Origin of the sequence: uncultured Mucilaginibacter sp. (assembly GCF_903893715.1) — a bacterium.
In the GTDB taxonomy this organism is placed as follows: domain Bacteria; phylum Bacteroidota; class Bacteroidia; order Sphingobacteriales; family Sphingobacteriaceae; genus Mucilaginibacter.
Window position 1 is genome coordinate 118,766 of record NZ_CAITNG010000024.1, and the last position, 24,968, is coordinate 143,733.

Consider the following 24,968-nt stretch of genomic DNA (forward strand, 5'->3'; position numbering starts at 1 on the left):
CCATCGCTCTTTTTTTATATCTCCTTATCCAAAAACGGATACCTGTAATCTTTAGGCGGATCAAATGTTTCTTTGATGGTGCTTGGCGATACCCAGCGCAGCAGGTTGATCATGGAGCCCGCCTTGTCGTTGGTGCCTGAACCCCTTGCACCACCGAAAGGCTGTTGACCTACTACCGCCCCTGTTGGCTTGTCATTAATATAGAAGTTGCCCGCGGCGTTGCGCAAAGCGTAGGTTGCTTTCGCGATAGCATAACGGTCTTGCGAGATAATGCAGCCTGTTAAGGCATAGATGGATGTTTTATCGATGATTTCCAACACCTTGTCAAAATCCCTGTCATCATAAACATAAACCGTTAACACCGGGCCGAAAAGCTCTTCGCACATGGTGATGTAAAAAGGGTCTTCCACTACAATAACGGTAGGTTCAATAAACCAGCCTTTGCTTTTATCGTAATGGCCGCCGGCAATAATTTCGACGCCTTTGTCTTTTTTGGCCTGGTCGATATAGCGTGCCAGCTTATCGAACGATTTCTCATCGATAACGGCGTTGATAAAGTTTTCGAAGTCCTCGGTCGGGCCCATTTTCAAAGAGGCCAGGTCGCGGGTAAATTTTTCTTTGATGGCAGGCCAAAGCGATTTGGGTAGGTATGCGCGCGACGCCGCAGAACATTTTTGCCCTTGATACTCAAACGCGCCACGAACCAAAGCCGTTGTTACCACATCAGCGTTAGCACTGGGGTGTGCAAGCACAAAATCTTTGCCGCCGGTTTCGCCCACAATGCGCGGGTAGGTTTTAAATTTATGGATATTGGTGCCAATGGTTTTCCAGATGTTTTGGAACACTGCGGTAGACCCGGTAAAGTGGATGCCCGCAAAATCCGGGTGGCTGAAGATGATATCGCCGGCAATAGGGCCGTCCACCGTAATCATGTTGATGACACCGGGCGGCAAACCGGCCTCTTTAAATAGCTGCATAATGACATTGGCGGCATACAGCTGGGTATAGGCAGGTTTCCAAACCACCACATTGCCCATCATGGCTGCTGATGCTGGCAGGTTTCCCGCAATAGCGGTGAAGTTGAAAGGCGTTATCGCAAATACAAAACCTTCCAACGGGCGCTGCTCAACACGGTTCCATACGCCTTTGGGCGATATGGGTGGCTGTTGGGCATATATTTCGGCCAGATAGCTTACGTTGAAACGCAAGAAGTCGATAAACTCACAAGCGGCATCAATTTCGGCCTGGTAAGCGTTTTTCGACTGGCCAAGCATGGTCGCCGCATTCATTTTATAGCGGTATGGTCCGGATAGTAGTTCGGCAGCTTTTAAAAATATGGCGGCACGCTGTTCCCAGGGCATGGCTTCCCAATCGGCTTTGGCGGCAAGGGCGGCATCAATAGCGGCATGTACGTGGCTGGTATCACCTTCGCGGAAAGTGGCCAACAGGTGCTGATGGTCGTGCGGAGGGCGCACTTCAAGCTTTTTGCCAGTTTTCACTTCTTTATCGCCGATATACATCGGTATATCGGTTACTGTGGCGCGGCCTTCTGCAAGGGCGGCTTTCAGTGCGGCGCGCTCTAAACTGCGCGGCCCGTAATTGAGTACCGGCTCGTTTACCGGCTTGGGTACATCGAAAAATCCTTTAAGCATATCAGTATAATGTTTAACAAATATAAAGATATTACCGATGTGCGAATGGTAAATGTAGGGATGTAAAAATAGGGTGATTTGCAGAGGAGCAAATCACGGATCCCAAAATTTATCCATACCAGGGGCGGGTTGCCATTTGTCTTTAGGTTCAAAATAATGCCATAACAAAGCCGATACATCCCTGATGAGTACAAAGCCCTCGTTATAGTGGGTGTAGCTAGTGTCTTTTTGGTTTTTGGTGATGATGCAGAACACATAATCGCCATGGGGCGCATTAACCAATGCAACCTCCGAGCGGGAATGGTCTACAAAGCCTTGTTTAGCTGCGACACGCACATAAGGCGGTATTTGCGACATGGCTTCTTCATCCCAATAAATACGCACCAGGTTGCGGTACATGCGTTCGCTGGCTGCCGGGCTAACCGCTTTGCCATCGTGTATCAGGGTGAGCAGGCGGCACATTTCGTAGGGCGTTGTCATGCCCCAACCATATATTTTGCGGATGGCCTCGCGGCCCGCTACCCGCGAATTGACACGGGTGCCGGTAAAGCCGTTTTGATCCAGCCAGGCGTTAATATACTGTCCGGTAACCAATTTTTGTATCCACAGGCTGGCGGTGTTGTCGCTCATGGTAATCATCAGCATGGCTACTTTTGCCAATTCAATGGAGTCGCCGTTTTTAAAAGAGCCTAAAATATCGTCGCCGGCGTAGAGCAATGAATCGCGGTAAACCAGTTTTTGGTGGTATTTCAGTTCGCCTTTTTCAATCTTGTCCATCAGTCCGCATTGTATGCTCACCTTGATCATGCTGGCAGTAGGGAATAGTGTATCGGCATTAATAGCAGCTATTTTACCTGTTTTTAGGTTTTTGACGTATACGCCTGCATCGCCATGAAAGCCTTTTAAAAGGTCCTGCAATTTGGCCTGCAGCTTTTCATCGGTTTTTTGTTGGGCAAAGGCGCAACAAAACGAGAGTATCAACAAAGGGGTTATAAACAATGACTTCATAGCAAAACTTTCACCTAATTTAACATTTCTGTTTTAAAAATTGCATTAAAGGTGTTTTGTATCTTTGCGGCATAGTATGATAAAATACCTGCGTTTACTTTTGTTCCCCTTCTCATGCCTGTACTGGTTAGCGGTTGTAGTGCGCAATTGGTGTTATGATGCGAAAATATTTAAAAGCAGCAGTTTTAATATCCCGGTTATATCAGTAGGTAACCTTGACGTGGGTGGTGCAGGTAAAAGCCCCATGACCGAATACCTGATACGGCTGTTTAGAGATGACCGAACTTTGGCAACGTTGAGCCGTGGGTATGGGCGGTTAACCAAAGGGTATATTGAGGCAAGTGCTGATACCAATGCTGCCGAAACAGGCGATGAACCGGCGCAGTTTAAACAAAAATTCCCTGACATCACCGTTGCGGTTTGCGAAGATAGGGTAGAAGGTATACTGCGATTAAAAGCCGCTCACAATTTAATTATACTCGATGATGCCTATCAGCATCGCGCTGTTAAGCCGGGACTAAGCATTTTGCTATTGGATTACAGCAGGGTATACGAGCCCCGTTGGGTATTGCCCACCGGTAACCTGCGCGAGCCTTACGCCGGCCGTAAGCGGGCTGATATTATTGTGGTGACAAAATGCCCGGCAACACTCAACGAATATAAGATGGATAAGCTACGGGTGAAGGTGGCGCCATACCCGCACCAGCAATTGTTTTTTAGCGCCATCAGTTACTCTGCGTTGCAGGATATAGATGGTTACAATGTATCATCACAAATAGATAGTGATACCATCATTTTTTTATTAACCGGCATTGCCAACCCGGAACCTTTGGTCAAACAACTCGAGAGTACCGCAAAAACGGTAATACACCACAATTATCCCGACCATCACCGGTTTAGCACAAAAAATATTGCTAAACTTGCCGATGAGTTTAATGCCTGTAGCGCACAAAAAAAGCTCATTATAACAACAGAAAAGGATGCGCAACGTTTACGTGAACAGGCATTGGTTGAAACGGTAAAACAGTTGAACTTTTTGGTTGTGCCGATCACGGTTAAATTAATGAACGGCCAACAGCAATTTGATACGATAGTTAAAGATTATGTTAGACAATATTGAACGCACGGCAGCCTATATAAAAGCCCGTATTGGTGATTTTGAGCCTGAAATCGGGATTATTTTAGGTACTGGTTTAGGTGGTTTGGTTAACGAAATAGAGATTGAAAAGCAGATGATGTATTCCAACATTCCTGATTTTCCGATTTCGACATTAGAGTTCCATTCGGGTAAACTGATATTTGGGAAACTTTCGGGTAAAAGGGTGGTTGCCATGCAGGGCAGGCTGCATTATTATGAAGGATATAGCATGCAGCAAATCACTTTCCCGGTAAGGGTAATGAAAATGTTGGGTATCAAGACACTTTTTGTATCGAACGCAAGTGGCGCCCTCAACCCTGATTTTCGGAAAGGCGATTTGATGGTGATAGAAGACCATATCAATCTGCAGGCGCAAAACCCGTTGATCGGCATCAATAACAGCGACCTTGGTCCGCGTTTCCCGGATATGGGCGAACCTTATCAGCATACCCTTATTGATAAAGCAATGAAAATTGCCGGCAACAATAAGATTACATGCCACAAAGGTGTTTACGTATCCGTTACCGGGCCGAACCTGGAAACACGTGCCGAATACCGGTTTTTGCGTATAATTGGCGGCGACGCAGTCGGTATGAGCACCGTGCCCGAAGTTATTGTAGCCAACCATATGGGCCTGCCTGTTTTTGCCATTTCGGTGCTAACGGATGAAGGTTTCCCCGATACATTGAAGCCGGTTTCGGTTGAAGAGATACTGGCCGTTGCTACCGCCGCCGAACCTAAATTGACCCTGATACTAAAAGAACTCATCACCCAACTTGATAACTAACAGGCTTAAATATTTTTTGGCATTACTGCCCTGTTTGTTTGTGCAGGTTGCTTTAGCCCAATACGGTACTCAACAAAATGCGGGTAACGGGCAGGTACAGCCCAACCACATGCGCGATACTTCCACGGGCACTACCCGCAAAGTGCTGAGCGACGATGACTTGCTCGACACCTTGCGTAAACAAGAAGAACACCGCCGCGACTCGGTTATTTTTAGTTCGAGATTTATCAGGGTGACCAATGAGCGTTTGCTGAACGATAGCACACAGATATTCCCGCTGGATACCGGCCTTACCAATTTTGAGAACTATAGTCCGCTATACCAGATCCGCAGCCCTAAGATCAGTATTGGCGGTTTGGGTTTGGCCGAGAGAAATTTGTTATTTGAGCCCGACAAAACTATAGGCTTTGATGTGGGCCTCCATTACCTGGATGCCTATTTGTTGCTGCCGCCGGACATACAATACTACCGGGCTCGTGTACCTATTACCAGTTTGTACCTCGTAACTTCTATCGGCAATCTGTCTGAGCAGGTTTTTAAGATAATGCATACGCAAAACATCAAACCCAATTGGAATATCGGGCTCAACTTTAACCGTATTGGTTCGAACGGGGTATACGCCCGGCAACATGCCGATCATTTGGGCGCTGCCTTTTTTACTTGGTACGAGTCGCCAAGTAAACGTTACAACCTGTTGGCTAACCTGTTTTTTAATAACCTGAAGGCACCAGAAAGCGGCTCCACAACAGCAGATGCCATATTTACAGACCCAAACGCTACTTCGTTAGGTGGCAGGATAAACTTACCCGTAAGGCTAAATGATACCCGCGACAACATTCGCGACAATGGCTTTTACATTAAACAATTTTACTACTTAGGACGCGTAGACAGTTTGAGCAGCGATTCGGGCACCACAGCCAAAATACTGCCCACACAGCGCATTGCTTACACGTTTTTCTATAACATACAGAAATACAAGTTTCTGCAAAATGATATAGATACGTATAAGGTTTTCCCCGATTCTTATTTTAGCCAGTCCGTTTCGCAAGACTCATTGGTAGTCTATCATTTTTCGAATGAGATATCTTATAGTTTTTACCTGCGGGGCAAATCGGTCAGTTTTGTAAAAAACGAGCTTAAGCTCGACTTGGGCATCAAGCACGACCTTTACAGCTACTCGCAATTTGTTTTGGACACCGCGGCATCTACCGGTTTGCCACAACTGGACAAAAAGAAAGACAACATCTTTCAGGACATCACGCTAAAGGCAAAGGCCAGCTACCGATTTAGCGACCGCATGGCCTTGGACGCTGATTTCCAGCAGATTGCCCCAACAAGCCGCGATGCCGGAAACTACCTTTACAGCACCAACCTAACACTGTCAGGAGGTGATAAAGTGGGCAAAGTAATCTTCGGGGCGTACACCCAAAACAGTTCGCCGCCATTGGTGGCCACCAGTTGGGTATCAAACCACTTTATGTTCAACAATAGCTTCAAAAACACAAAAACAACCGGGCTATCGGTTAATTATATCAATCAGGCCTTACAACTCGATTTGAAGGCCGAGTATTTTCTTATCAATAATTACCTGTACTTTGAAGCCCAGCCCGGTGGTATCGATGCTACCCCGATGGAATCTCTTACACCAATCAATCTGATCAAACTGAGCGCGGGTAAAAACATCACCTTGGGCCGGTTCCACTTCGATAACTTTGCAGTATACCAAAAAACCGACCAACAATCAACCCTCCGCACCCCTGACCTATACATTTATAGTAGCCTGTATTATAACCGCTTGCTGTTCCAGGTACTTAATATGAGTACGGGTATTAACGTAAGATACAATTCGCAATACACAGCCCCGTCGTATGCTGTCGGCCTTGGTCAGTTTTACAACGGGCCGAACGTTCAGTTTTCGTCGTACCCCGTGGCGACCGTTTTTATGAAGGCGACGCTAAAGAACACTAACTTTTTCATCATGTACGATTATGCCAACCAGGGACTACAGAGCCAGGGATACTATACTGTAAACCGTTATCCTATGCCCGATGCCAGCATAAAATTTGGGGTGCTGTGGAACTTCTATAATTAGACTCAAGAATCAAGAGCCGAGAATCAAGACTGATTGGCTTATTTCTTGACTTTTTTCTCAAGTTTTCTGCTTTTTCTTCCTTGCCGCGGGGAACAATACGTTGTTCAGTATCAATCTATAGCCTGGCGAATTAGGGTGCAGGCTCAGGTCTGTTGGCGGGTCGTTTACCTGATGTTGGTAATCTTCCGGGTCGTGGCCGCCATAAAAGGTCCATTGGCCTTTGCCGTATTCGCCGTGGATGTAGCGTGCCTCTCCGGCGGTTTTCATTTCGCCCATAATGGTAACGCCGGGTTTTAGCAGGCTTTCGCGGAATGCGGTAGTTAAGCCCATAAAACCTTTTATCACTTTGTCGTGGTTTTGGGTCAACATACTGGGCACCACATCCCATTTGGCCGAAAAATCAAACAGGGTAAAAAAATCGTGGGCGCGGTCAACCTGGCGGGTTTGGGTAACATCGATATTGCTGAACGAGTGCGACATGGGGTTCATGTCGAGCGTGAAATTTTGAAAAGCAAAAGCCTGTGTATAATCCAATTTCGATTGCGCGTCGGGGTCTGCTCCATCACCATCGAACATGCTTTCGCAGATGTCGGTATTGGCTGCCGATAAAGCAATATCGAATGTATCGGCCCCGCAGCACATGGCGAACAAAAAGCCACCTCCGGCGCAAAAATCGCGGATGTTTTGAGCCACCGCCAGCTTCATTTGCGATACTTTTTTGAAGCCCAGTTTGTGCGCCATGGCCTCTTGCTGTTGTACATCATCAACATACCAGCTCGAAAACCTAAAACCGGCATAGAACTTACTATATTGGCCCGTAAAATCCTCATGGTGCAAGTGCAGCCAGTCGTATTTGGGCAGGTCGCCTTTTATAACTTCTTCATCATATACCACATCATAGGGTATCTCGGCGTACTTCAGCACCAAGGTAACGGCATCGTCCCAGGGTAGTTTGGTTTTGGGCGAATACACCGCCATTTTGGGCGCTTTCTCCAGTTTCACCAGGTCCATGTTGACCGAGGGGTCGCTCACCTGAGCAATAATGGCATCGGTTTTGGCATCAGGTAATACCTCATAGCTTACGCCGCGTATCTTGCACTCATCCTCGATCGCTTTAGCATAATGCGTTAAAAAGCTGCCGCCACGATAATTGAGCAACCAATCTACCTCTTCATTTTTGGCCAATACCCAAAAAGCAATGCCATAGGATTTAAGATGGTCCTTTTGCTGGTCGTCCATCGGTATCAGTATAGATGCCGCCTTTGAACAGAAAGAAGAAAGCAAAAAGCAGAAAACTAAAAAATATTTCGAACGCATCATGTCCAAAAATAACGAATTTTTGTTGATGCTATTGCCAAATGTGGTTATTGAATTGCAGTGTTTATTTGTTAATTGTAAAAGCGTCCAACTCTTTTCCCTCAGCCGAGATTTGGCGGATAGTAATCGTCTTGTCTTTTACATCGGCTACGGTAAAGGAGTGCACATCCGATATAAATTTACAGGTGAACTTTTGCCACGAATCAGGGTCATTGTTTTGTTCGGGATTATATAGTTCCTGACCACCTGCACCGGTTACAATATATATGATACCGTTTGGTTTGGTGATGGTTTTACCGTTATAAGCCATATCCAATTTCCAACTGCCCGTAACCAAAGTGCCGCGAACTGTCTTGCCATCTTTACCTCCAAGCAATGGGATGCTCTTTTTATAAGGGATAAATGTTAAAGGAAAAGAACGCTGATAATTATGCACATGCCCATTAAATACCACATCAACGTTGCCCGCCTCAAGCACGGGCGACAAAACGCGCATTTGTTGTTGCTCAAAATGCTCATGTGAGGAGCTAAACCCGGGATGATGAAACATCACAAAACGCCAGGTAGCACCTTTGGCCGAAGCCAAATCATTTTTAAGCCAGTCGAGCAGTTCTTTGTTCGACCAGTCGACATAGGGGTTGCCATCTAAGACAGTCCAATGCGCATTACCATAGTTAAAGGAATAGTTGGTCATTCTTGGATATGCATCGCCGGCGGCGGCCATGAATGCTTTGCGGTTTTCTTCCGAACCCTTTAGAACCGGCACTGCGGCACTGCCTTCGGCACCTAATGGTCCGTTAAGTGGTTGGTCCCAAAACATATAATAACCAAGGCCATCCGGGTATTTATCCAAATCGCGGTTGTCTGTGTCGTGATTTCCTGCCGCTGTTATAAACGGAACAGAGCTCATGAGCGGAGCGCCTTGTGTGTCGGCATGGTCTGCATTATAAATATTCCAGAATTTTTGTCGGTATTCGGAAACCGTGCCATTTTCATAAACGATATCTCCGGGTACGATCACAAAATCGGGCTTTTGTTCAAAAGCGCGTAGGGCAATCAATTTTTGGTCGGGAGTTTCAGCACCGATATCACCGGCTGCTAAAAAGCGATAACTTTGGTTAGCTGACTTTGGTGCTTTTCCTTCGGCCGAAAAAACGACTTTCCCGTCTTTCAGCAGCCGATAGCTGAACACCGAGCCTGGCGTTAATCCAGTTAATTTCGCCGTGTAAATCCGATGGGTATCAATGCCCTTAACTGCTATTCGGGTATATGCCGGTACCGGTGTTTTTACCCACGCGGTACTACCTGTATTATGTACTTCAACCGTCCAGTCGGCATTTACATCGGCAACATGCCATAAAATGTCTAAAGACGTTGGTGTAGGCTGACGGCCAATCTGTAGGTATGGTTTAGCGATAAATAATTCGTTGGATTTTACATCCTGGGCTTTAATAGTTTGAAAGCCGATAAGCATGAAAATGGCGAGGTACAGATATCTCATTTTAAAGGGGCTTTATATAAAATTGAGACAATGGTATAAATTTTATTAGGCAGATTTTGAGCAAATTAATTTGTTGTTGCATTTATAACAGGAAATTAACAGACAAACAGTTACCGCGATTATTTGATTGATAATGACGAAAAAAAATGCTATATTGTATGGACGTTTTACAATTTACTGAGACAGGGGGAAGCCAAAACAAAAAGTTTAGCGCGTAAAGAAGTTCTTTGAAATTTACCCATAAATACCCATAGGTAATGATGGAAGATGTGAAATGGAAGACGGAAGATGGAATAGATATTCTTTGAGAACACCCTTATTTACCCAAGGGCTGTAATGGAAGAGGTAAAATGGAAGAAGGAAGATATAATAAATATTCTTTGAGAACACCCATAAATACCCATGTACCCAATTGATTTTGAAGCCTGTATTATGAAAATTGAAAAAACGATATGGAACTTCCTGCTTTGTTTTTGGGTTTACGGCTACCTTTTACCTTCCGCCTTTTTTACTAACTTTGCCGCTCAGAATTTTAAAACGAAATGAGTAAAGCGATAATCAAAACCGAAAAAGGCGACATGACCGTTTCCTTTTACGAACAGGATGCCCCTAAAGCAGTAGCCAATTTTATTAAGCTGGCTAAAGACGGCTTTTACAATGGCGTAACTTTTCACCGTGTGATACCTAACTTTATGGTACAAACCGGTTGCCCAAATTCAAAATCGCCCGAGACAGCGCACCGTGCGGGTACCGGTGGCCCCGGTTACCACATCGATTGCGAATTGACCGGCGAAAATCAATATCATGATCGCGGCGTTTTGTCGATGGCACACGCAGGCCGCAATACCGGCGGCTCACAGTTTTTTATCTGCCACAGCCGTGCCAACACAGCGCACTTAGACAGGAACCACACCGTTTTTGGCAAGGTTATAGAAAATGTTGACATCGTAGACAGCATCCGCCAGGGCGATAAAATAACCAGCATCGAAATTGTTGAAGATTAATTAGCGAAGCGCTAAGCGCATGGTGCATGGCGATAATGCTTTGCGCTTTGCGCTCAACGCTTTGCGCTATGCAAAAAATATGAATTTACAGGGAATAGTATCGGTATCGGGTAAACCGGGTTTGTGGAAAGCACTGGCACAAAACAAAACCGGCTTTATATTAGAGAGCCTTGATGCGCAAAAAACTAAACTGGTAGTCAATTTATCGACAGCTAAATTGGCCGCTCTGGATGAGATAACCATTTTTGGATGGGATGAAGATCTCCGCCTTACTGATGTTTTCGCCAAAATGAAAGCTGCCGCCTCGGTACCCGATGCAAAGGCCGATGGCAATACACTGCGCCGCTTTTTTAGGGAAGTAGCGCCCGAACATGATGAGGAAAAGGTTTATGCTTCAGATATGAAGAAAATCATCAATTGGTTTAATATCCTGAAGACATTACCTCTGTTTAACGAAGAGCAAGTGCCTACCGAAGCGCCGATGGCAGAAGTTCCTGTAATAGCAACTCCGGTTGTTGACGAAGTTGCTGAAATGCCTACAAAACCAGCCGCCAAAAAAGCAAAGGCCAAAGCTGCCGATACATCTGCCGAAGCCGAAAAACCGGCCAAAGCTGCCCCTAAAAAGAAAAAGGCCGAATAATATCCGGTCTTTTTCTTTCGACGAAATATTTCGCTAACAAGCTAAATGCATGCATTTGCCTGTGCTGAACTCAGGCTCAAAAGTGCTGTGGTTTATTTCGAGATGTTGCAGCGTGTGCCTCAACTCATGTTTAATATGGTCAAAATCGGGCAGGCTGCTCTCACTGATCACAATATGTGCCGTTAATGCGTTTTCGGTAGTACTCAGTGCCCAAACGTGTACGTGGTGCACATCGACAACCCCTTTAACTTTTAGCAATTCGGCCTTTATATTTCCCAAATCCATTTCTTTTGGCACACCGTCCATAGCCAGGCGCAGGCTGTCTTTCAACAAGTTCCAGGTACCGCCTAATATCACAATGCCGATAATCAAGCTTACCACACTATCTATCCAATACAGATGGGTAAAGTAAATCACAATGCCCGAAACCACCACACCCATCGATACGATGGCATCAATAGCCATATGCAAGTAAGCCCCTCGCACGTTCAGGTCTTTGTCCTTGGCTTTGTCGCCCCGGGTAAACAACCAGGCGGTAACCGCGTTAACCCCAATGCCGATAAAAGCGACAGCCGCAATAGTGCCGCCTTCCAACGGTTGCGGGTGCATAAAACGCATTATCGCTTCATATACAATTACCCCGATACCTACTATCAACACAAAAGCATTCAGCAACGAAACAATAATGGTTGAGCTTTTATAACCGTAAGTGTATTTACTGTTCGATACAACTTTGGTAAGTTTAAAGGCCAACAAGGCTAAAGCCAACGCCGCCACATCGCTGAGGTTATGGCCGGCATCGGTCAACAATGATAAAGAGCCGGTAATCAGACCTGTAACCACTTCGATAACTACGAAAGCAGAGTTGAGGATGATGCCGATGACAAATGCTGTGTTGATGTTGTCGATTTTAGGAGAATGGTCGTGATGGTGACCAAAGCCGTGGCTGTGGTCATGACTGTGCCCATGACTGTGGTTATGACCTGACATATAGAACAAATATACGTTTTTTGTTACTGATGGTGATAAGGTTCGCCTTTTAATATGGTTAAAGCCCGGTAAACCTGCTCGGCAAAAAATACCCTCACCATTTGGTGCGAAAACGTCATCTGCGAAAGCGATAATTTTTCGTTGGCGCGTTGATAGATGCTCTCATCAAAACCGTAGGGTCCGCCGATGATAAACACCAGGTTTTGTACCGATGCCAGCATCTTCTTGTTTAGCATATCGGCAAACTTTTGCGACGAAAGTTCCGCGCCGTTCTCGTCCAACAAAACAACATGGTCGGTTGTAGCCAGGTTTTTAAAAATGAGTTCGGCTTCTTTGGCTTTTTGCTGGTCTTGACTTAAAGCTTTGGTGTTCTTCAATTCGGTCAGCTCGGTCAGCTCGAATTTGATATAATGCTTCAGCCTTTTTAAATACTTGTCCGTGCCGTCTTTTATCCAGGCATCTTCGGTTTTGCCAACAGTAAGTAAAGTGATCTTCATTGTGCAACAAAAGAACGAATATTTGAGGATAAGCGCCCAATTTCGCTTTAATTTGTTGTAAGAATAATAGTATGACAGACAATATCGCAGAACAATACAATCAACGTGTCGCATCGGCACAGCAGCAGGTCGATAAATACAAAAAACTTGTGGATACCTACTCGCTTACCCGATTAGGGCTTTTTTTGTTCTTCGTGTTTATGGTGGTTGTGGCAGCAACTACGAACGACTATGTCTTGCTGTCGGCTGTGGTTTTGCTTTTTATTGTCGCCTTTGGCTGGATGGTACGCAAGCAGAATGTTCACGAGGCTCAATTATTGATTTTTCAGAACCTTAAAACCGTTAGCCAAAACGAGTTGGATAGTATGGCTTCCCGTTTAAATATGTATCATACCGGCGAGCAGTTTAATAATGAAAAGCATTACTACACTTCCGATCTTGATATTTTTGGTAAAGGTTCATTGTACCAATTGATCAATCGGTCAGCAACAGCGCCGGGTATACTTAAACTGGCTGCTTGGCTAAATGCGCCATCAAAAAAGGAAAGTATTATACAAAGGCAGGAGGCTGTTAAAGAGCTGGTCGGCAAAAACGATTGGAAACTGAATTTCCAGGCATCCATCCTGTTTGCTACAAAGTTGGACGTCAATCATATTAAACATCTGTTTACTTTCCTTCGTTTGCCGATTGATATCCCGCACGAAAAGCTATTGGCGGTTTATGTTAAAGTGATACCTTATATTTCGTTGCTCACCATAGCTTCCATTTACTTTTATCATGATGCCATGTACGCCGTTGCGTTTATCGGGGTGGTGAATGGCCGCATCACTTCCAACTATAGTGAGCAAGTCAAAAAGGCCGATATACTGGCAGGTAAAATGGGTAAAACCCTGGGTAAATATGTCGCTGTCTTCAAGATGATAGAGGACGAAACCTTTGCATCCGCATACAATGTGGCTATCGCCAATAAGGTGAAGCAGCAGCACAACGGATCGGTATCCAATAATATTAAAGCGCTTGCAAATTTGATAACCAACCTTGATGTGAGGCTCAATGTGTTTGTTGGCGCTATTGTTAACCTCCTCTTTTTGTGGAACGTAAAACAGGTTATCGGTATCGAAAACTGGAAGCGCGAAAACCACCTGAGCTTGGAAACAGCTTTTGAAACCGTCGCCGAATTTGAAGCCCTGTTTGCTTTAGCAAGCCTGCATATCAATTATCCCGAATGGTGCTTCCCCCAAATCGACGAAGGCGACAATTATACGCTATCTGCAAAAAGCATCGCGCATCCGCTCATCAACAGCAATATCCGTGTCGCTAACGACTATGATTTGAACGATGCTCTGAAGATCGATATCATCACAGGCTCCAACATGGCCGGCAAGAGTACTTTCCTCCGCACACTGGGCATCAATACGGTGCTGGCATTAAGTGGTGCCCCGGTCTGTGCAAAAAGCATGTCGGTTTCGGTGGTTACCATCATAAGCTATATGCGCATCAAAGATTCGCTGAACGAAAGCACTTCCACTTTTAAAGCCGAACTTGACCGTCTGCAAATGCTCCTGCATGCTGTCGAACATGGCGATAAAGTTTTCTTCCTCATCGACGAAATGCTGCGCGGTACCAATTCGGTGGATAAATACCGCGGCTCAAAAGCGGTCATTGAGCGGCTCATAAAAAAGAACGGTGTCGGCCTGGTGGCCACGCACGACCTGCAAATAGCCCGACTCGAAGATGATCATCCCGGATACATCCGCAACTTCTATTTCGACATTCAGGTTATCGATGGCGAAATGCTATTCGATTACAAGATAAAACATGGCGAGTGCAAAACGTTCAACGCCTCGTTGTTGCTCAAGCAGATTGGTATAGATGTTGATGCCGTTTAACGTATCACCGTAACCGAACCCGATTCTTTTAGCGGGTCGTCGTTCAGCGTAACGGCGTCTATCACATAGTAATAAGTACCTACCGGCACTGCCGAGCCATTGTATAGCCCCGCCCAGTAATTGCTTACGTTGGTGCTGTCGAAAAGCCGTGTACCATAACGGTTGAATATTTGCAGATGGTAGGTTTTGAGGTTGGTCATGGTCACCTTAAAGTTGTCGTTAATACCATCGCCATTTGGCGTAAAGGTATTCGGGATAAAAACAAACACGTTAAACCGAACAGCCAGTTTACCTTCCGAAACACTTTTGCTGCACAGGCCTTTATTGGTAGCTGTTAACGTAATAGTGTAATCTCCCTTGGTGGTATAATAATGTATAGGGTTTTCTAAGGTTGAGGTAGTCCCATCGCCAAAATTCCATAAATAGGTATCAGCATTGGAGGACGTATTGGCGAAGGCTACGCCGTTAGGGAAGTATACAGTTCCCGGGATGGTCGGTATTGCCGTAAAGGAAGCCACCGGATTGGGTATGATATCAGATGCATTGATGGTTATCGTACCCGCATTGCTCGAGCACAAGCCCTGTGTTATCACCAGCGAATAGGTGCCTGCAACAGCCGGCCCCGTGGCCGCTATCTTAGCTACCGCAGCCGTCGAACTGAAATTATTTGGCCCGTTCCAAGTGTAGGTGGTCGGCGTCAATTGGGGGGCAGTGCTTAATGTGATCGAATCGCCTACACAATACTGCGGCTGGCTTTCGTTTATCAAAGGCACCGGAGGCTTTAAGGGGTTAGTCAATGTTTTCGAAAGCACCGTAACACAACCCTTGCTCCCTGTTGCAGTAAGGGTTACAGTTTTTACCCCATAAGTATTGTACGTAACGTTCACCGTATTGCCGTTGATTACCGTTGGCGTGTTTGCTCCTGCGCCATAATCCCATTGCAGCGAAGTATAGTTTGTTGAGTTATTCACTATCGTGAAATTCTGCTGTGGTGTGCACAGGCTGTTGGCGGTAATGGTAAAATCATCCACAGGCTTCGTTCCTATATTCACCAATGCGATAGACGCGGTATCACTGGTACATCCAAATTGGGTGGCAAGTAAGCTGTATGTCCCCGCCATATTATAGGATGTCAGTGGCACTTTTACCGTCGAAGCCGTACTCGAAAAATTATTTGGCCCTATCCATTGGTAGGTATAGTTCAATTGCGATGGCGTACTCAACGTCAGCGTATCCAATAAGCAATAAACTTTGTTGATGGTGTCGATAACAGGTTTGGGTGGCTTTAGTCCGACGGTAAAAGTGGTATCGGCTACTATGGTACAGCCTTGCCCGCCTATGGCTTCCAACACCGCTGTTTTTTGGCCTACCGAGGAATAGGTGACCGCAAAAGGCCCGTTACCTGTAGCGGTTAGTGGCGTTGCGCCCTCACCAAAGGTCCATTTCAGGCTGGTGTAATTGGTCGACTGGTTGGTGAAGGTAAATACCTGCCCAGCAGTGCACGGTGTGCCGCCCGTTACCGTCAAAGCCGCTGTCGGCCCAACAAAAGTACCCGTGCCGCCAAAATCAATGGTAACCCCATTGTTCCCGTTCGAAAAATTATTGATGAGCAAGGCGTAAACATGCCCTTTTATCATATTTACAGTAGTATCATAGCCATCGTTGGTAGGCGAACATCCTCCGTATTCTGTGGTATGGGTTTCACCGTCCCTTAGCCCTGTTTTAAAATAGATCGGGTCCGGTGCTGTGCAATCCACGCCTCGGCTGGCGTCGCAGCGTATGGCATATTGAGAAGCAGGTGTAGCATTGTTGGCAGCAGGCCCAAGGTCGTATAATACCCAGTCGATATCGTCGGCAATTGGTGCAGTAACCGTAGGGGTGATGGTATAAGTTAGCGAACCGCTTGTAGCTGCCGTCCATTTGTACCAGGCGCTGTTAGCTTCAATAGGGCCGTTGCCGCCGCTGTAATCTAAACAAGTGCCCGCCGCTTCCCGGTTATTTAAGCCCGCGCCGGTAACCCCGGTCTGTGTAAAGCTCGATTTATCGCACAAAACTGAGGCTGTTCCGTAATCCTGGCCAACCTGCAGCACCGGGTTATAGTTGTTGATACACAGTTTAAACGTCCCGGTATTGTTATTACTTAACCCATACACCCTGAAATAATAGGTTTGCCCTATAGTCAGACCGCCCTTGTAAAACGTGGTTACAATGCTGCCATTTGCCGAAGAACCTATAATATTGGTATAGATGTTGGTACTCGCATCATAGGTGTAAATGTCAATTCCCGGCGAGTTTAACGGGTTGGTGCCGTTCGCAGTCGCGGTAATGCTTACGTCAAAAGCCACCGCTGTAAACTTGAACCATACATCCTTAAACTGGTCGCCCGAAAAAAATGGCGTTGCGCCCACGCTGGTATACTGCCCGTCGGTCGAACAATATGATTTTACAATGGGCAACAGTGTAGCGTTTGAGGGGTTGTCATTAGCAGGTGCCTGCGCATAAACCGCACCCGAGATAAAGACGAAAAGTAATAGGTAGAGTGTCCTCAAAGCGCCAATGGTCTATTTGCTTATATCCTTTAACGAAAAAAGGCCTGATTTATGTTTAACCCGGTTAATTTATGCCCAAACATAACAAAGTCCCGCCGTTTTTCAACAGGCAGGACTACACATTGTTTATTAACTAAAAACTTACACTTTTTCCAGCTTATCGCCGGTAACAACCTCTTTTATCTTGGCTTCCAGTTCTTCCATTAGCTCGGGGTTGTCCAGTATCAATTGTTTAACGGCATCGCGGCCCTGGCCCAGGCGGGTATCGCCATAGCTAAACCATGAACCTGCTTTTTTGATCACATCATACTCCACACCCAGGTCGATGATCTCGCCTGCTTTTGATATGCCTTCGCCAAACATGATGTCAAACTCGGCTATCCTGAATGGCGGGGCCACTTTGTTTTTAACGATTTTCACTTTTACGCGGTTGCCCGATACCTCTTCAGTGTCTTTTATCTGCGATACCCTGCGGATATCCAAACGCACCGAAGCATAAAACTTCAAAGCGTTACCACCGGTAGTGGTTTCGGGGTTACCGAACATCACACCGATCTTCTCACGTAATTGGTTGATGAATATACAGCAACAACCTGTTTTGCTAATGGTACCGGTTAGCTTACGCAAGGCTTGCGACATCAATCTGGCCTGTAAGCCCATTTTCGAGTCGCCCATTTCACCTTCTATCTCGCTTTTTGGCACCAATGCCGCAACCGAGTCGATCACGATGATATCAATTGCGCCCGAGCGGATCAGGTTATCGGCAATTTCCAAAGCTTGTTCACCATTGTCCGGTTGCGATATCAGCAGGTTCTCTACGTCAACACCCAGCTTTTTGGCGTAGTACTTATCAAAAGCATGTTCCGCATCAATAAAGGCGGCAATACCACCTTGTTTTTGCGATTCGGCAATGGCATGTATGGCCAAGGTGGTTTTACCCGACGATTCAGGCCCGTATATCTCAATCACCCTACCTTTTGGCAAACCGCCAACACCCAGGGCAATATCCAATCCTAACGACCCGGTCGAAATCACTTCCAAAGCTTCAATGGCGCTATCGCCAAGCTTCATAATGGTGCCTTTTCCGTATGATTTTTCAAGCTTATCTAAGGTAAGCTGTAATGCTTTTAATTTTTCTACGCTGCTCATATGCTAATTGTATAAAACAAAATTACTAATAATATTGGTAATTACTAATTTTTTTGGTAAAATATTTTTTTATTGTTTTTTGGCCTTCAACTATGGGTAAATATGGGTGTCGTTTCAATGTGCGAATTTACAAATGTGCGCATATGCAAATAAAAAATGACTCCATGACCAATGCCCAATGACAAAAAATCCCATGCGTAAATATGGGTATTTTCAATTTCGAATTTTCTTTCTCGACTCATAAACACAAACCGCAAATATGGGTACAATAAAAAAACATCTTCCATTTTACATCTTCCGTCTTCCGTCACCGCCTATGGGTAAATATGGGTGTTCTCAAAGAATATTTATTCCATCTTCCTCCCGATAGCCATCGGGATGCCATTTTACATCTTCCATCACCGCCTATGGGCATTTATGGGTATTCTTTCAAATAACAAATCGGTGAAATCAACCAAAATAAATCGGTGAAATCCAGCAATACAAATATACGAAAATCAGCCTTGATAACCCAATAACTACACCGCCCTTTTCTTCAACTCCTTACCAATCGCATCCAGTTTCTTTTTCTTTTTGGCCAAGTCGGCTTTGCGTTTAACGGCAGCCTCAGCTTTTTGCAAATAAGCCTCGGTATGCGTAATTTCATAATACTTGCAAAACCATGTTAGCGGACAAACTTCACATTTCGGGCTGCGCGCCAAACAGGTATAGCGACCGTGTAATATCAGCCAGTGGTGGGCAATGGCTAAAGTTTCCTGCGGCAGGTATTTTACCAATTGTTTTTCTACGGCCAATGGGGTAGTGGCCTTGGTGGTGAGCCCGATGCGGTTGGATACCCTGAATACGTGTGTATCTACCGCTATGGCCGGCATATCGTAAACCACGCTGGCTATCACATTGGCGGTTTTGCGGCCCACACCGGGCAGTTTTTGCAAATCGTTTACATCGCTGGGTACCTGGCTGCCAAAATCGGTAACCAGCATTTTGGCCATGCCTACCAGGTGTTTGGCTTTGTTGTTGGGATAACTTACACTGCGGATGTAGCCAAAAACCTCATCCGCGTCCGATGCGGCCAGCAACTCGGGTGTCGGGAATTTGGTGAACAGGGCAGGGGTAACCTGGTTGATGCGCTTATCGGTACATTGTGCCGATAGGATAACGGCCACCAGTAATTGAAAAGGGTTGGTATAATGCAGTTCGGTAACTGCATCGGGTTGGTGCTTGCTGAAATAGTCTACAAAATGCTGGTAACGTTCTTTTTTAAGCATTTGCAAATATAACAACAGCCGCTAAAGCGCGGCCATGCTATTATTTTTCCGAAGGGTAATTTTCAGAGTAAGTCAATATGCTTTGTAACGTTTCTTTTTTGGGATTCCGTTGCAGACTGTTAAGCCCCGTAACGAGCGAATTATAGAAAGCTACTTCTTCCGGTCCCAAGGCTGTTGTTGCATAACCCATCTGTTCCATGTCTGTGTCATTAGTGGTTATGGTTGAGGTTTTTGTAAAGGTTGCTATCATACGCTTCGTTAATTTTAGAAATTAAACGAAAGCTACGATGAATTATTTTACAATTTCATCTTTTTTTCATCTTTTTTTCATCTTCGTTCATTATACGGGGAATGCGAAGCGAAAATGTGCCTTTGCAGCTAAATAGAGGCATATCAATGCAAACGCTTATTGTACCACATTGTTATGCAAACGCTTACAATTTTTCATCTTAGATGAAAAATTAATTACAGCGATAACATTAATTTAATATTGATGTCCCCGTAGATTCTCTTGAAAAGGACCCTGCGCTGGGATTTAATTATTGATGAAGTTATTTTTGAAAAGATTATAACTACTCTCTGAGTCAAATTCCTTCAAAGCTTCATTTTTTTCATTGACCAGATAATAGTAAGTAAATCTGCCACCAGCCCCTTTAATCTCATTTCTACCTATTAAGAATAGACCTTTATAGGAACCTCTTTTTATAAGTTCGAATTTATCAGCAGGAAATATTTTACTCCATTTGCCAGTAGCTAAGTCGACTTTTACCAGTTCATTACCCGTAGCATAGCACTCTGTAGTAAAATAAACCTGTTGTTCATCTAAAGAAAGGGTTAGGTTTTGAATGCCTAAAATATAGTATGTAAAAGCCAACCCATCTTGGTATGGCTTTTTCTCTGTAATTGTTGTTTCAATAAGAGAACCACAATTTACTTTCATTATTTTTTTAACTTTTGGATTATTAGCATCACCACCTGCATTTCTTACAAAAAGTACTGCATTTTCATTTCTTAGAATTATTGGAGATGAGTCAGAACTATTAAATGTCAATTGCTTTATTGATTTATCAGCATAGCTTACAAAAACATTGGAGTTTTCAATGTAAGCAGAAACAATGTTTGATTTTTTTTGAATATTAAAATTAATGCTAAAGTTTGAACTTCGAGCGTTTACGGTTTGTCCCATTAGAATAAGGCAGGAAAGAATTAATAATTTTTTCATTTTTCTCACTTTTAATTTACTTTAATAGGATATGGTTTAATATCTTGTTGCATCAATTACACCCACGGATAAGTTGCCCAAACTTTGATACCCTGTACCTTTAAGATTAACTTTCAACAAATGCCCGGCATTTAAGTATTCGTAAACTGTATAATAATTACTCGCCATTACTGTATTGGTTTTTGAGTAATATTTTACAACTAACTTTACATCCTTGTAATTAATGGAATTACTTTTATTCACTATAGTGGCTGTTATGGTAAGGCCATTGTCGAATAAATGGCCATGATATTTTATATCATATGCTTGTAGATCATCCTTAGCCACATGAACTGGCCAATTAATTGGTTGATTTGAATTACCACAAGAAATAAATAGGGCTGATAAAATTATCACTGATAATATTTTCATAGAATAAAAATAGAAATTATTTAGATTGTATCACCAACCCTGCATGGAAATAAGGACTCAAAGATTATATAATATCTCCGCGCCCCTCTGCGCTTCCCCTCTCCGTGCCCTCTGTGGTTAAAAGCTTTTAAACAAAAAACGCCGGACAATTTAATATCCGGCGTTCAAATATCTATAAACAGGCTTTTCTTACCCCTTCAAACTCATCTCTTTACTCAGCATCATTTTGCGCAGGTTGTTCAGCGCGTAACGCATGCGGCCCAGCGCGGTGTTGATGCTTACATCGGTAATATCGGCTATTTCCTTAAAACTCAGGTCGCCGTAGTGGCGCATAATCAGCACCTCTTTCTGTTCCGATGGCAGCAAGTGTATCAGGGTTTTCAAATCCTTATAAGTCTGCTCGCGAACCAGGCGGTCTTCGGTACTTTCGTCATAACGGCCCAGCACTTCAAAAATATCAAAGTCGTCGCCATTATTAATTACTGGGGTACGTTTTTCCTTGCGGAAATGGTCAATCACTAAATTATGCGCAATACGTATCACCCATGGTAAAAATTTACCTTCTTCGTTATACCTGCCGGCCTTTAAAGTATGTATCACCTTGATAAAAGTATCCTGAAAGATATCTTCGGCAAGTTCTTCATCTTTTACCAGTAAGTAAATGGAGGTGTATATTTTACCCTGATAGCGGCGTATCAATTCAGACAGACCGGCTTCGGTGCCTGTGATGTATAGATGGATAAGATCCTGGTCACTTTTCGATTGAAAATCCATAGTATTGCTACTTAAATCTTTAAATAAGATACGATTATAAATAAAGTAGAGTTGCTTCTATAGTTGGATTATTTAGATGACAAAAAGTTTGATTTTCAAATGAAACAATAATTTCTGCAAATAGCAAAAATTAAGTGTAATATTCTGATTTTTGCGGGTCAGTTAACGGTGTTTTTTAAATCGTTATACAATTTACGGATAATGTTGTTCTAAAAACAAATATAAGGAGTTTTTTACATTTAGATGAATAAGGAAACAGAGAAAGATCCGCAAAAAAATATCATTATAAAAGGGGCAAGGGTTCATAATTTAAAAAATATGGATGTTGCCATCCCCAAAAACAAGTTGGTTGTTATTACAGGTATGTCGGGCTCGGGTAAATCATCACTCGCGTTCGACACCTTATACGCCGAAGGCCAGCGACGCTATGTGGAAAGCCTTTCATCCTACGCGCGCCAGTTTTTGGGTAGGATGAACAAGCCCGATGTCGATTATATTAAAGGTATAGCTCCGGCCATCGCCATTGAGCAAAAGGTCATCACCTCCAACCCGCGTTCAACCGTGGGCACCTCTACCGAGATATACGATTACCTCAAACTGCTGTTCTCGCGCATCGGCAAAACCATATCGCCGGTATCGGGCAATGTGGTAAAAAAAGATACCGTTACCGATGTGGTCAATTTCATAGCCTCCCTGCCCGACGATACCACCGTTACCATATTGGGGCCATTGCACCCGCATAACAACCGCAGTTTAAAAGAAGAGTTGGCGGTTTTGATGCAAAAAGGCTTTGTACGCGTAGAATACCTGGGCAAACTCTCCAAAATCGAAGATTTGTTGGAAGATATGTCCATCAGTGCAGCATCGCTGGAGGGCGAGGGGCAGATACGCATCGTGATCGACCGTATCACCAAAAATAACGAGGACGAAACCTTGAGCCGCGCCGCCGATTCGGCGCAAACCGCTTTTTTTGAAGGTAAAGGCGATTGCTATGTGCGCTACCAAAGTGAAGGCGGTACCGACCTTGAAAAATTCTTTTGCGACAGGTTTGAGTTGGACGATATCAAATTTGAAGAGCCATCGCCCAACTTTTTCAGCTTTAACAACCCTTACGGGGCTTGCAAACGCTGCGAGGGTTATGGAAAGGTGATTGGTATCGACGAAGACCTGGTGATACCCGATAAAAGCAAAACCATTTACGAAGGCGCCATTGCCCCATGGCGCGGCGAAAAACTGCGCGAATGGAACGACCAACTCATCAAAGAATCCTTAAAGTTCGATTTTCCGATACATCGCCAGTACAATCAACTTACCGAAAAACAGCAAAAACTGTTATGGACGGGTAACAAGTACTTCCGCGGCCTCGACGAGTTTTTTAAAGAACTGGAGGCGCAAACCTATAAAATACAATACCGTGTCATCCTGTCGCGCTACCGCGGCAAAACCAACTGCCCCGATTGCAAAGGCAGCCGCCTGCGCATGGATGCATCGTACGTAAAGATTGACGGTAAGTCCATCACCGATATTGTGCTGATGCCGCTGGATAAAGCCTATGAGTTTTTCAGCGACCTGAAGCTGAACGAGCACGACGAAACCATTGCCAAACGCTTACTTATCGAGATCATCAACCGCCTCAACTTTTTAAATGACGTAGGTTTGGGTTATTTAACGCTCAACAGGTTATCCAATACCTTGTCGGGAGGTGAGTCGCAGCGTATTAACCTGGCAACATCATTGGGCAGTAGTTTGGTAGGTTCAATTTACGTATTGGACGAACCCAGCATTGGCCTGCACCCCCGCGATACCCAAAAACTGATTGGTGTGCTGCGTTCCTTACGGGATGTGGGCAATACCGTCATCATCGTAGAGCATGAAGAAGAAATCATGCAGGCTGCCGACCATCTCATCGATATCGGCCCCGAGGCCGGTACCCACGGCGGCGAACTGATATTTACCGGCACCTTTGATGAAATTATTAAAGACGCACACAGCCTCACCGGCAAATACCTGAGCGGCAGGGAAGAGATAGCCATCCCGGCCCACCGCCGCAAATGGACCGACGCTATCGAAATACGTGGTGCCCGCGAAAACAACCTGCAAAACGTAAACGCCAAATTCCCTATCGGGATACTGACCGTAGTAACGGGCGTTTCCGGCTCGGGCAAAACCAGCCTCGTTAAGCGCATTTTGGCACCGGCACTTCAAAAGGTATTGGGCAGCTATAATGGCGAGCAAACGGGCGCTTACGATAGCATTGATGGCGACTACAAACGCATCGAACAGGTCGAACTGGTTGACCAAAACCCAATCGGGCGTTCATCGCGCTCAAACCCGGTAACCTATGTAAAAGCCTGGGACGAAATCCGTAACCTGCTGGCCAACCAGCCCGCCGCAAAAGCTGCCGGTTTAAAGCCATCGGTGTTCTCGTTCAACGTAGAGGGCGGCCGCTGCGATACCTGCCAGGGAGAGGGCGAGGTGAAGATAGAGATGCAGTTTATGGCCGATATCTTCCTTACCTGCGAAACCTGTGGAGGCAAGCGCTTTAAACAACACATCCTTGATGTAACCTATAACGAAAAGAACGTTGACGATATACTGAACCTCACCATCGACGAGGCTTTGGAGTTTTTTGCCAAAGAACCCAAAATTATCGCCAAAATAAAACCATTGGTTGATGTGGGCTTGGGCTATGTGCATTTAGGTCAATCGTCAAACACATTGTCGGGCGGCGAGGCGCAGCGTATCAAGCTGGCATCCTTCCTGGTAAAGGGCAACAACGCCAACAAAACCCTGTTCATATTTGATGAGCCAACCACCGGCCTTCATTTCCACGATATTAAAAAGCTGCTCAAATCATTCGATGCCTTGTTGGCACATGGCAATACCATCATCGTTATCGAACACAATATGGACGTCATAAAATGTGCCGACTGGGTAATCGACATCGGCCCCGAAGGCGGCAACAACGGCGGCAAAGTGATTTTTGAAGGCCTGCCTGAAGACCTCATCAAAGAGAAAAACTCGTATACCGGTAAGTATTTAAAAGAACGCTTTAAATAAAAAACCAAAACCAAAACAAA

At 44.9% G+C, this 24,968-nt stretch carries 20 protein-coding genes; 7 read left to right on the forward strand and 13 right to left on the reverse strand.

Features of this window, described 5'->3' with window-relative positions:
• Positions 1-14 precede the first annotated feature (14 nt).
• Together pruA and QZX97_RS03250 are read right to left on the reverse strand one after the other, a co-directional pair.
• A complete protein-coding gene (gene pruA, locus QZX97_RS03245; protein ID WP_295653586.1) occupies positions 15-1,652 on the reverse strand; it encodes an L-glutamate gamma-semialdehyde dehydrogenase in 1,638 nt (545 codons plus the stop codon).
• Between the two features lie 93 nt (positions 1,653-1,745).
• On the reverse strand, positions 1,746-2,660 hold the full coding sequence (locus tag QZX97_RS03250; protein WP_295653587.1) for a serine hydrolase: 915 nt from the start codon (positions 2,658-2,660) through the stop codon (positions 1,746-1,748).
• 76 nt (positions 2,661-2,736) lie between these two features.
• Here QZX97_RS03250 and lpxK point away from each other — a divergent pair, with 76 nt between their 5' ends.
• From lpxK to QZX97_RS03265, 3 genes are read left to right on the forward strand one after another with little or no spacing between them, the layout of a single operon-like run.
• On the forward strand, positions 2,737-3,780 hold the full coding sequence (lpxK, locus tag QZX97_RS03255; RefSeq protein ID WP_295653588.1) for a tetraacyldisaccharide 4'-kinase: 1,044 nt from the start codon (positions 2,737-2,739) through the stop codon (positions 3,778-3,780).
• The gene (locus QZX97_RS03260) at positions 3,764-4,585 is read left to right on the forward strand and encodes a purine-nucleoside phosphorylase (protein ID WP_295653590.1); all 822 of its coding nucleotides are present in this window, start codon (positions 3,764-3,766) and stop codon (positions 4,583-4,585) included. The genes lpxK and QZX97_RS03260 overlap by 17 nt, the downstream gene beginning before the upstream one ends.
• Before the next feature lie 16 nt (positions 4,586-4,601).
• Positions 4,602-6,677: a putative porin gene (locus QZX97_RS03265; RefSeq protein WP_295653593.1), complete on the forward strand. Its 2,076-nt coding sequence runs from the start codon at positions 4,602-4,604 to the stop codon at positions 6,675-6,677.
• Between the two features lie 57 nt (positions 6,678-6,734).
• Here QZX97_RS03265 and QZX97_RS03270 read toward each other — a convergent pair whose 3' ends face one another.
• Together QZX97_RS03270 and QZX97_RS03275 are read right to left on the reverse strand one after the other, a co-directional pair.
• Positions 6,735-7,916 carry an asparagine synthetase B gene (locus tag QZX97_RS03270; protein WP_295653864.1) on the reverse strand — a complete coding sequence of 394 codons (1,182 nt, stop codon included), beginning with the start codon at positions 7,914-7,916 and terminating at the stop codon, positions 6,735-6,737.
• Positions 7,917-8,058: 142 nt separating this feature from the next.
• Complete coding sequence (locus QZX97_RS03275) at positions 8,059-9,495, reverse strand: metallophosphoesterase (protein WP_295653596.1); 1,437 nt, start codon at positions 9,493-9,495, stop codon at positions 8,059-8,061.
• A gap of 542 nt (positions 9,496-10,037) precedes the next feature.
• Here QZX97_RS03275 and QZX97_RS03280 point away from each other — a divergent pair.
• Positions 10,038-10,499, forward strand: a complete 462-nt coding sequence (locus QZX97_RS03280) for a peptidylprolyl isomerase (protein WP_295653598.1) — start codon at positions 10,038-10,040, stop codon at positions 10,497-10,499.
• A 19-nt stretch (positions 10,500-10,518) separates the two neighbouring features.
• The gene (locus QZX97_RS03285; RefSeq protein WP_363151828.1) at positions 10,519-11,139 is read left to right on the forward strand and encodes a DUF5606 domain-containing protein; all 621 of its coding nucleotides are present in this window, start codon (positions 10,519-10,521) and stop codon (positions 11,137-11,139) included.
• 33 nt (positions 11,140-11,172) lie between these two features.
• On the opposite strand, the gene QZX97_RS03290 is transcribed toward QZX97_RS03285, so the two are convergent.
• Together QZX97_RS03290 and rlmH are read right to left on the reverse strand one after the other, a co-directional pair.
• Positions 11,173-12,129: a cation diffusion facilitator family transporter gene (locus QZX97_RS03290; RefSeq protein WP_295653600.1), complete on the reverse strand. Its 957-nt coding sequence runs from the start codon at positions 12,127-12,129 to the stop codon at positions 11,173-11,175.
• A 23-nt stretch (positions 12,130-12,152) separates the two neighbouring features.
• Positions 12,153-12,626, reverse strand: coding sequence for a 23S rRNA (pseudouridine(1915)-N(3))-methyltransferase RlmH (gene rlmH, locus QZX97_RS03295; RefSeq protein WP_295653601.1), 474 nt, complete (start codon positions 12,624-12,626; stop codon positions 12,153-12,155).
• A 71-nt stretch (positions 12,627-12,697) separates the two neighbouring features.
• Between rlmH and QZX97_RS03300 the strand changes: the two genes are divergently transcribed.
• Complete coding sequence (locus QZX97_RS03300; RefSeq protein WP_295653603.1) at positions 12,698-14,515, forward strand: DNA mismatch repair protein MutS; 1,818 nt, start codon at positions 12,698-12,700, stop codon at positions 14,513-14,515.
• Here QZX97_RS03300 and QZX97_RS03305 read toward each other — a convergent pair.
• The 7 genes from QZX97_RS03305 to QZX97_RS03335 form a co-directional block, all read right to left on the reverse strand.
• The gene (locus QZX97_RS03305; RefSeq protein ID WP_295653604.1) at positions 14,512-17,064 is read right to left on the reverse strand and encodes a PKD domain-containing protein; all 2,553 of its coding nucleotides are present in this window, start codon (positions 17,062-17,064) and stop codon (positions 14,512-14,514) included. The two genes, QZX97_RS03300 and QZX97_RS03305, sit on opposite strands and share 4 nt — an antisense overlap.
• 141 nt (positions 17,065-17,205) lie before the next feature.
• Positions 17,206-18,213 (reverse strand): recombinase RecA, encoded by a 1,008-nt coding sequence (recA, locus tag QZX97_RS03310; protein WP_295653605.1) that lies wholly within the window; start codon positions 18,211-18,213, stop codon positions 17,206-17,208.
• Between the two features lie 518 nt (positions 18,214-18,731).
• Positions 18,732-19,481 carry an endonuclease III gene (gene nth / locus QZX97_RS03315; protein WP_295653606.1) on the reverse strand — a complete coding sequence of 250 codons (750 nt, stop codon included), beginning with the start codon at positions 19,479-19,481 and terminating at the stop codon, positions 18,732-18,734.
• Between the two features lie 40 nt (positions 19,482-19,521).
• Positions 19,522-19,731 carry a hypothetical protein gene (locus QZX97_RS03320; protein WP_295653607.1) on the reverse strand — a complete coding sequence of 70 codons (210 nt, stop codon included), beginning with the start codon at positions 19,729-19,731 and terminating at the stop codon, positions 19,522-19,524.
• Between the two features lie 285 nt (positions 19,732-20,016).
• Complete coding sequence (locus tag QZX97_RS03325) at positions 20,017-20,703, reverse strand: hypothetical protein (protein ID WP_295653608.1); 687 nt, start codon at positions 20,701-20,703, stop codon at positions 20,017-20,019.
• Between the two features lie 36 nt (positions 20,704-20,739).
• Complete coding sequence (locus QZX97_RS03330) at positions 20,740-21,114, reverse strand: hypothetical protein (RefSeq protein WP_295653610.1); 375 nt, start codon at positions 21,112-21,114, stop codon at positions 20,740-20,742.
• Positions 21,115-21,303: 189 nt separating this feature from the next.
• The gene (locus tag QZX97_RS03335; RefSeq protein ID WP_295653611.1) at positions 21,304-21,888 is read right to left on the reverse strand and encodes a sigma-70 family RNA polymerase sigma factor; all 585 of its coding nucleotides are present in this window, start codon (positions 21,886-21,888) and stop codon (positions 21,304-21,306) included.
• A 243-nt stretch (positions 21,889-22,131) separates the two neighbouring features.
• Between QZX97_RS03335 and uvrA the strand changes: the two genes are divergently transcribed.
• The gene (gene uvrA, locus QZX97_RS03340; RefSeq protein WP_295653613.1) at positions 22,132-24,948 is read left to right on the forward strand and encodes an excinuclease ABC subunit UvrA; all 2,817 of its coding nucleotides are present in this window, start codon (positions 22,132-22,134) and stop codon (positions 24,946-24,948) included.
• Positions 24,949-24,968 lie beyond the last annotated feature (20 nt).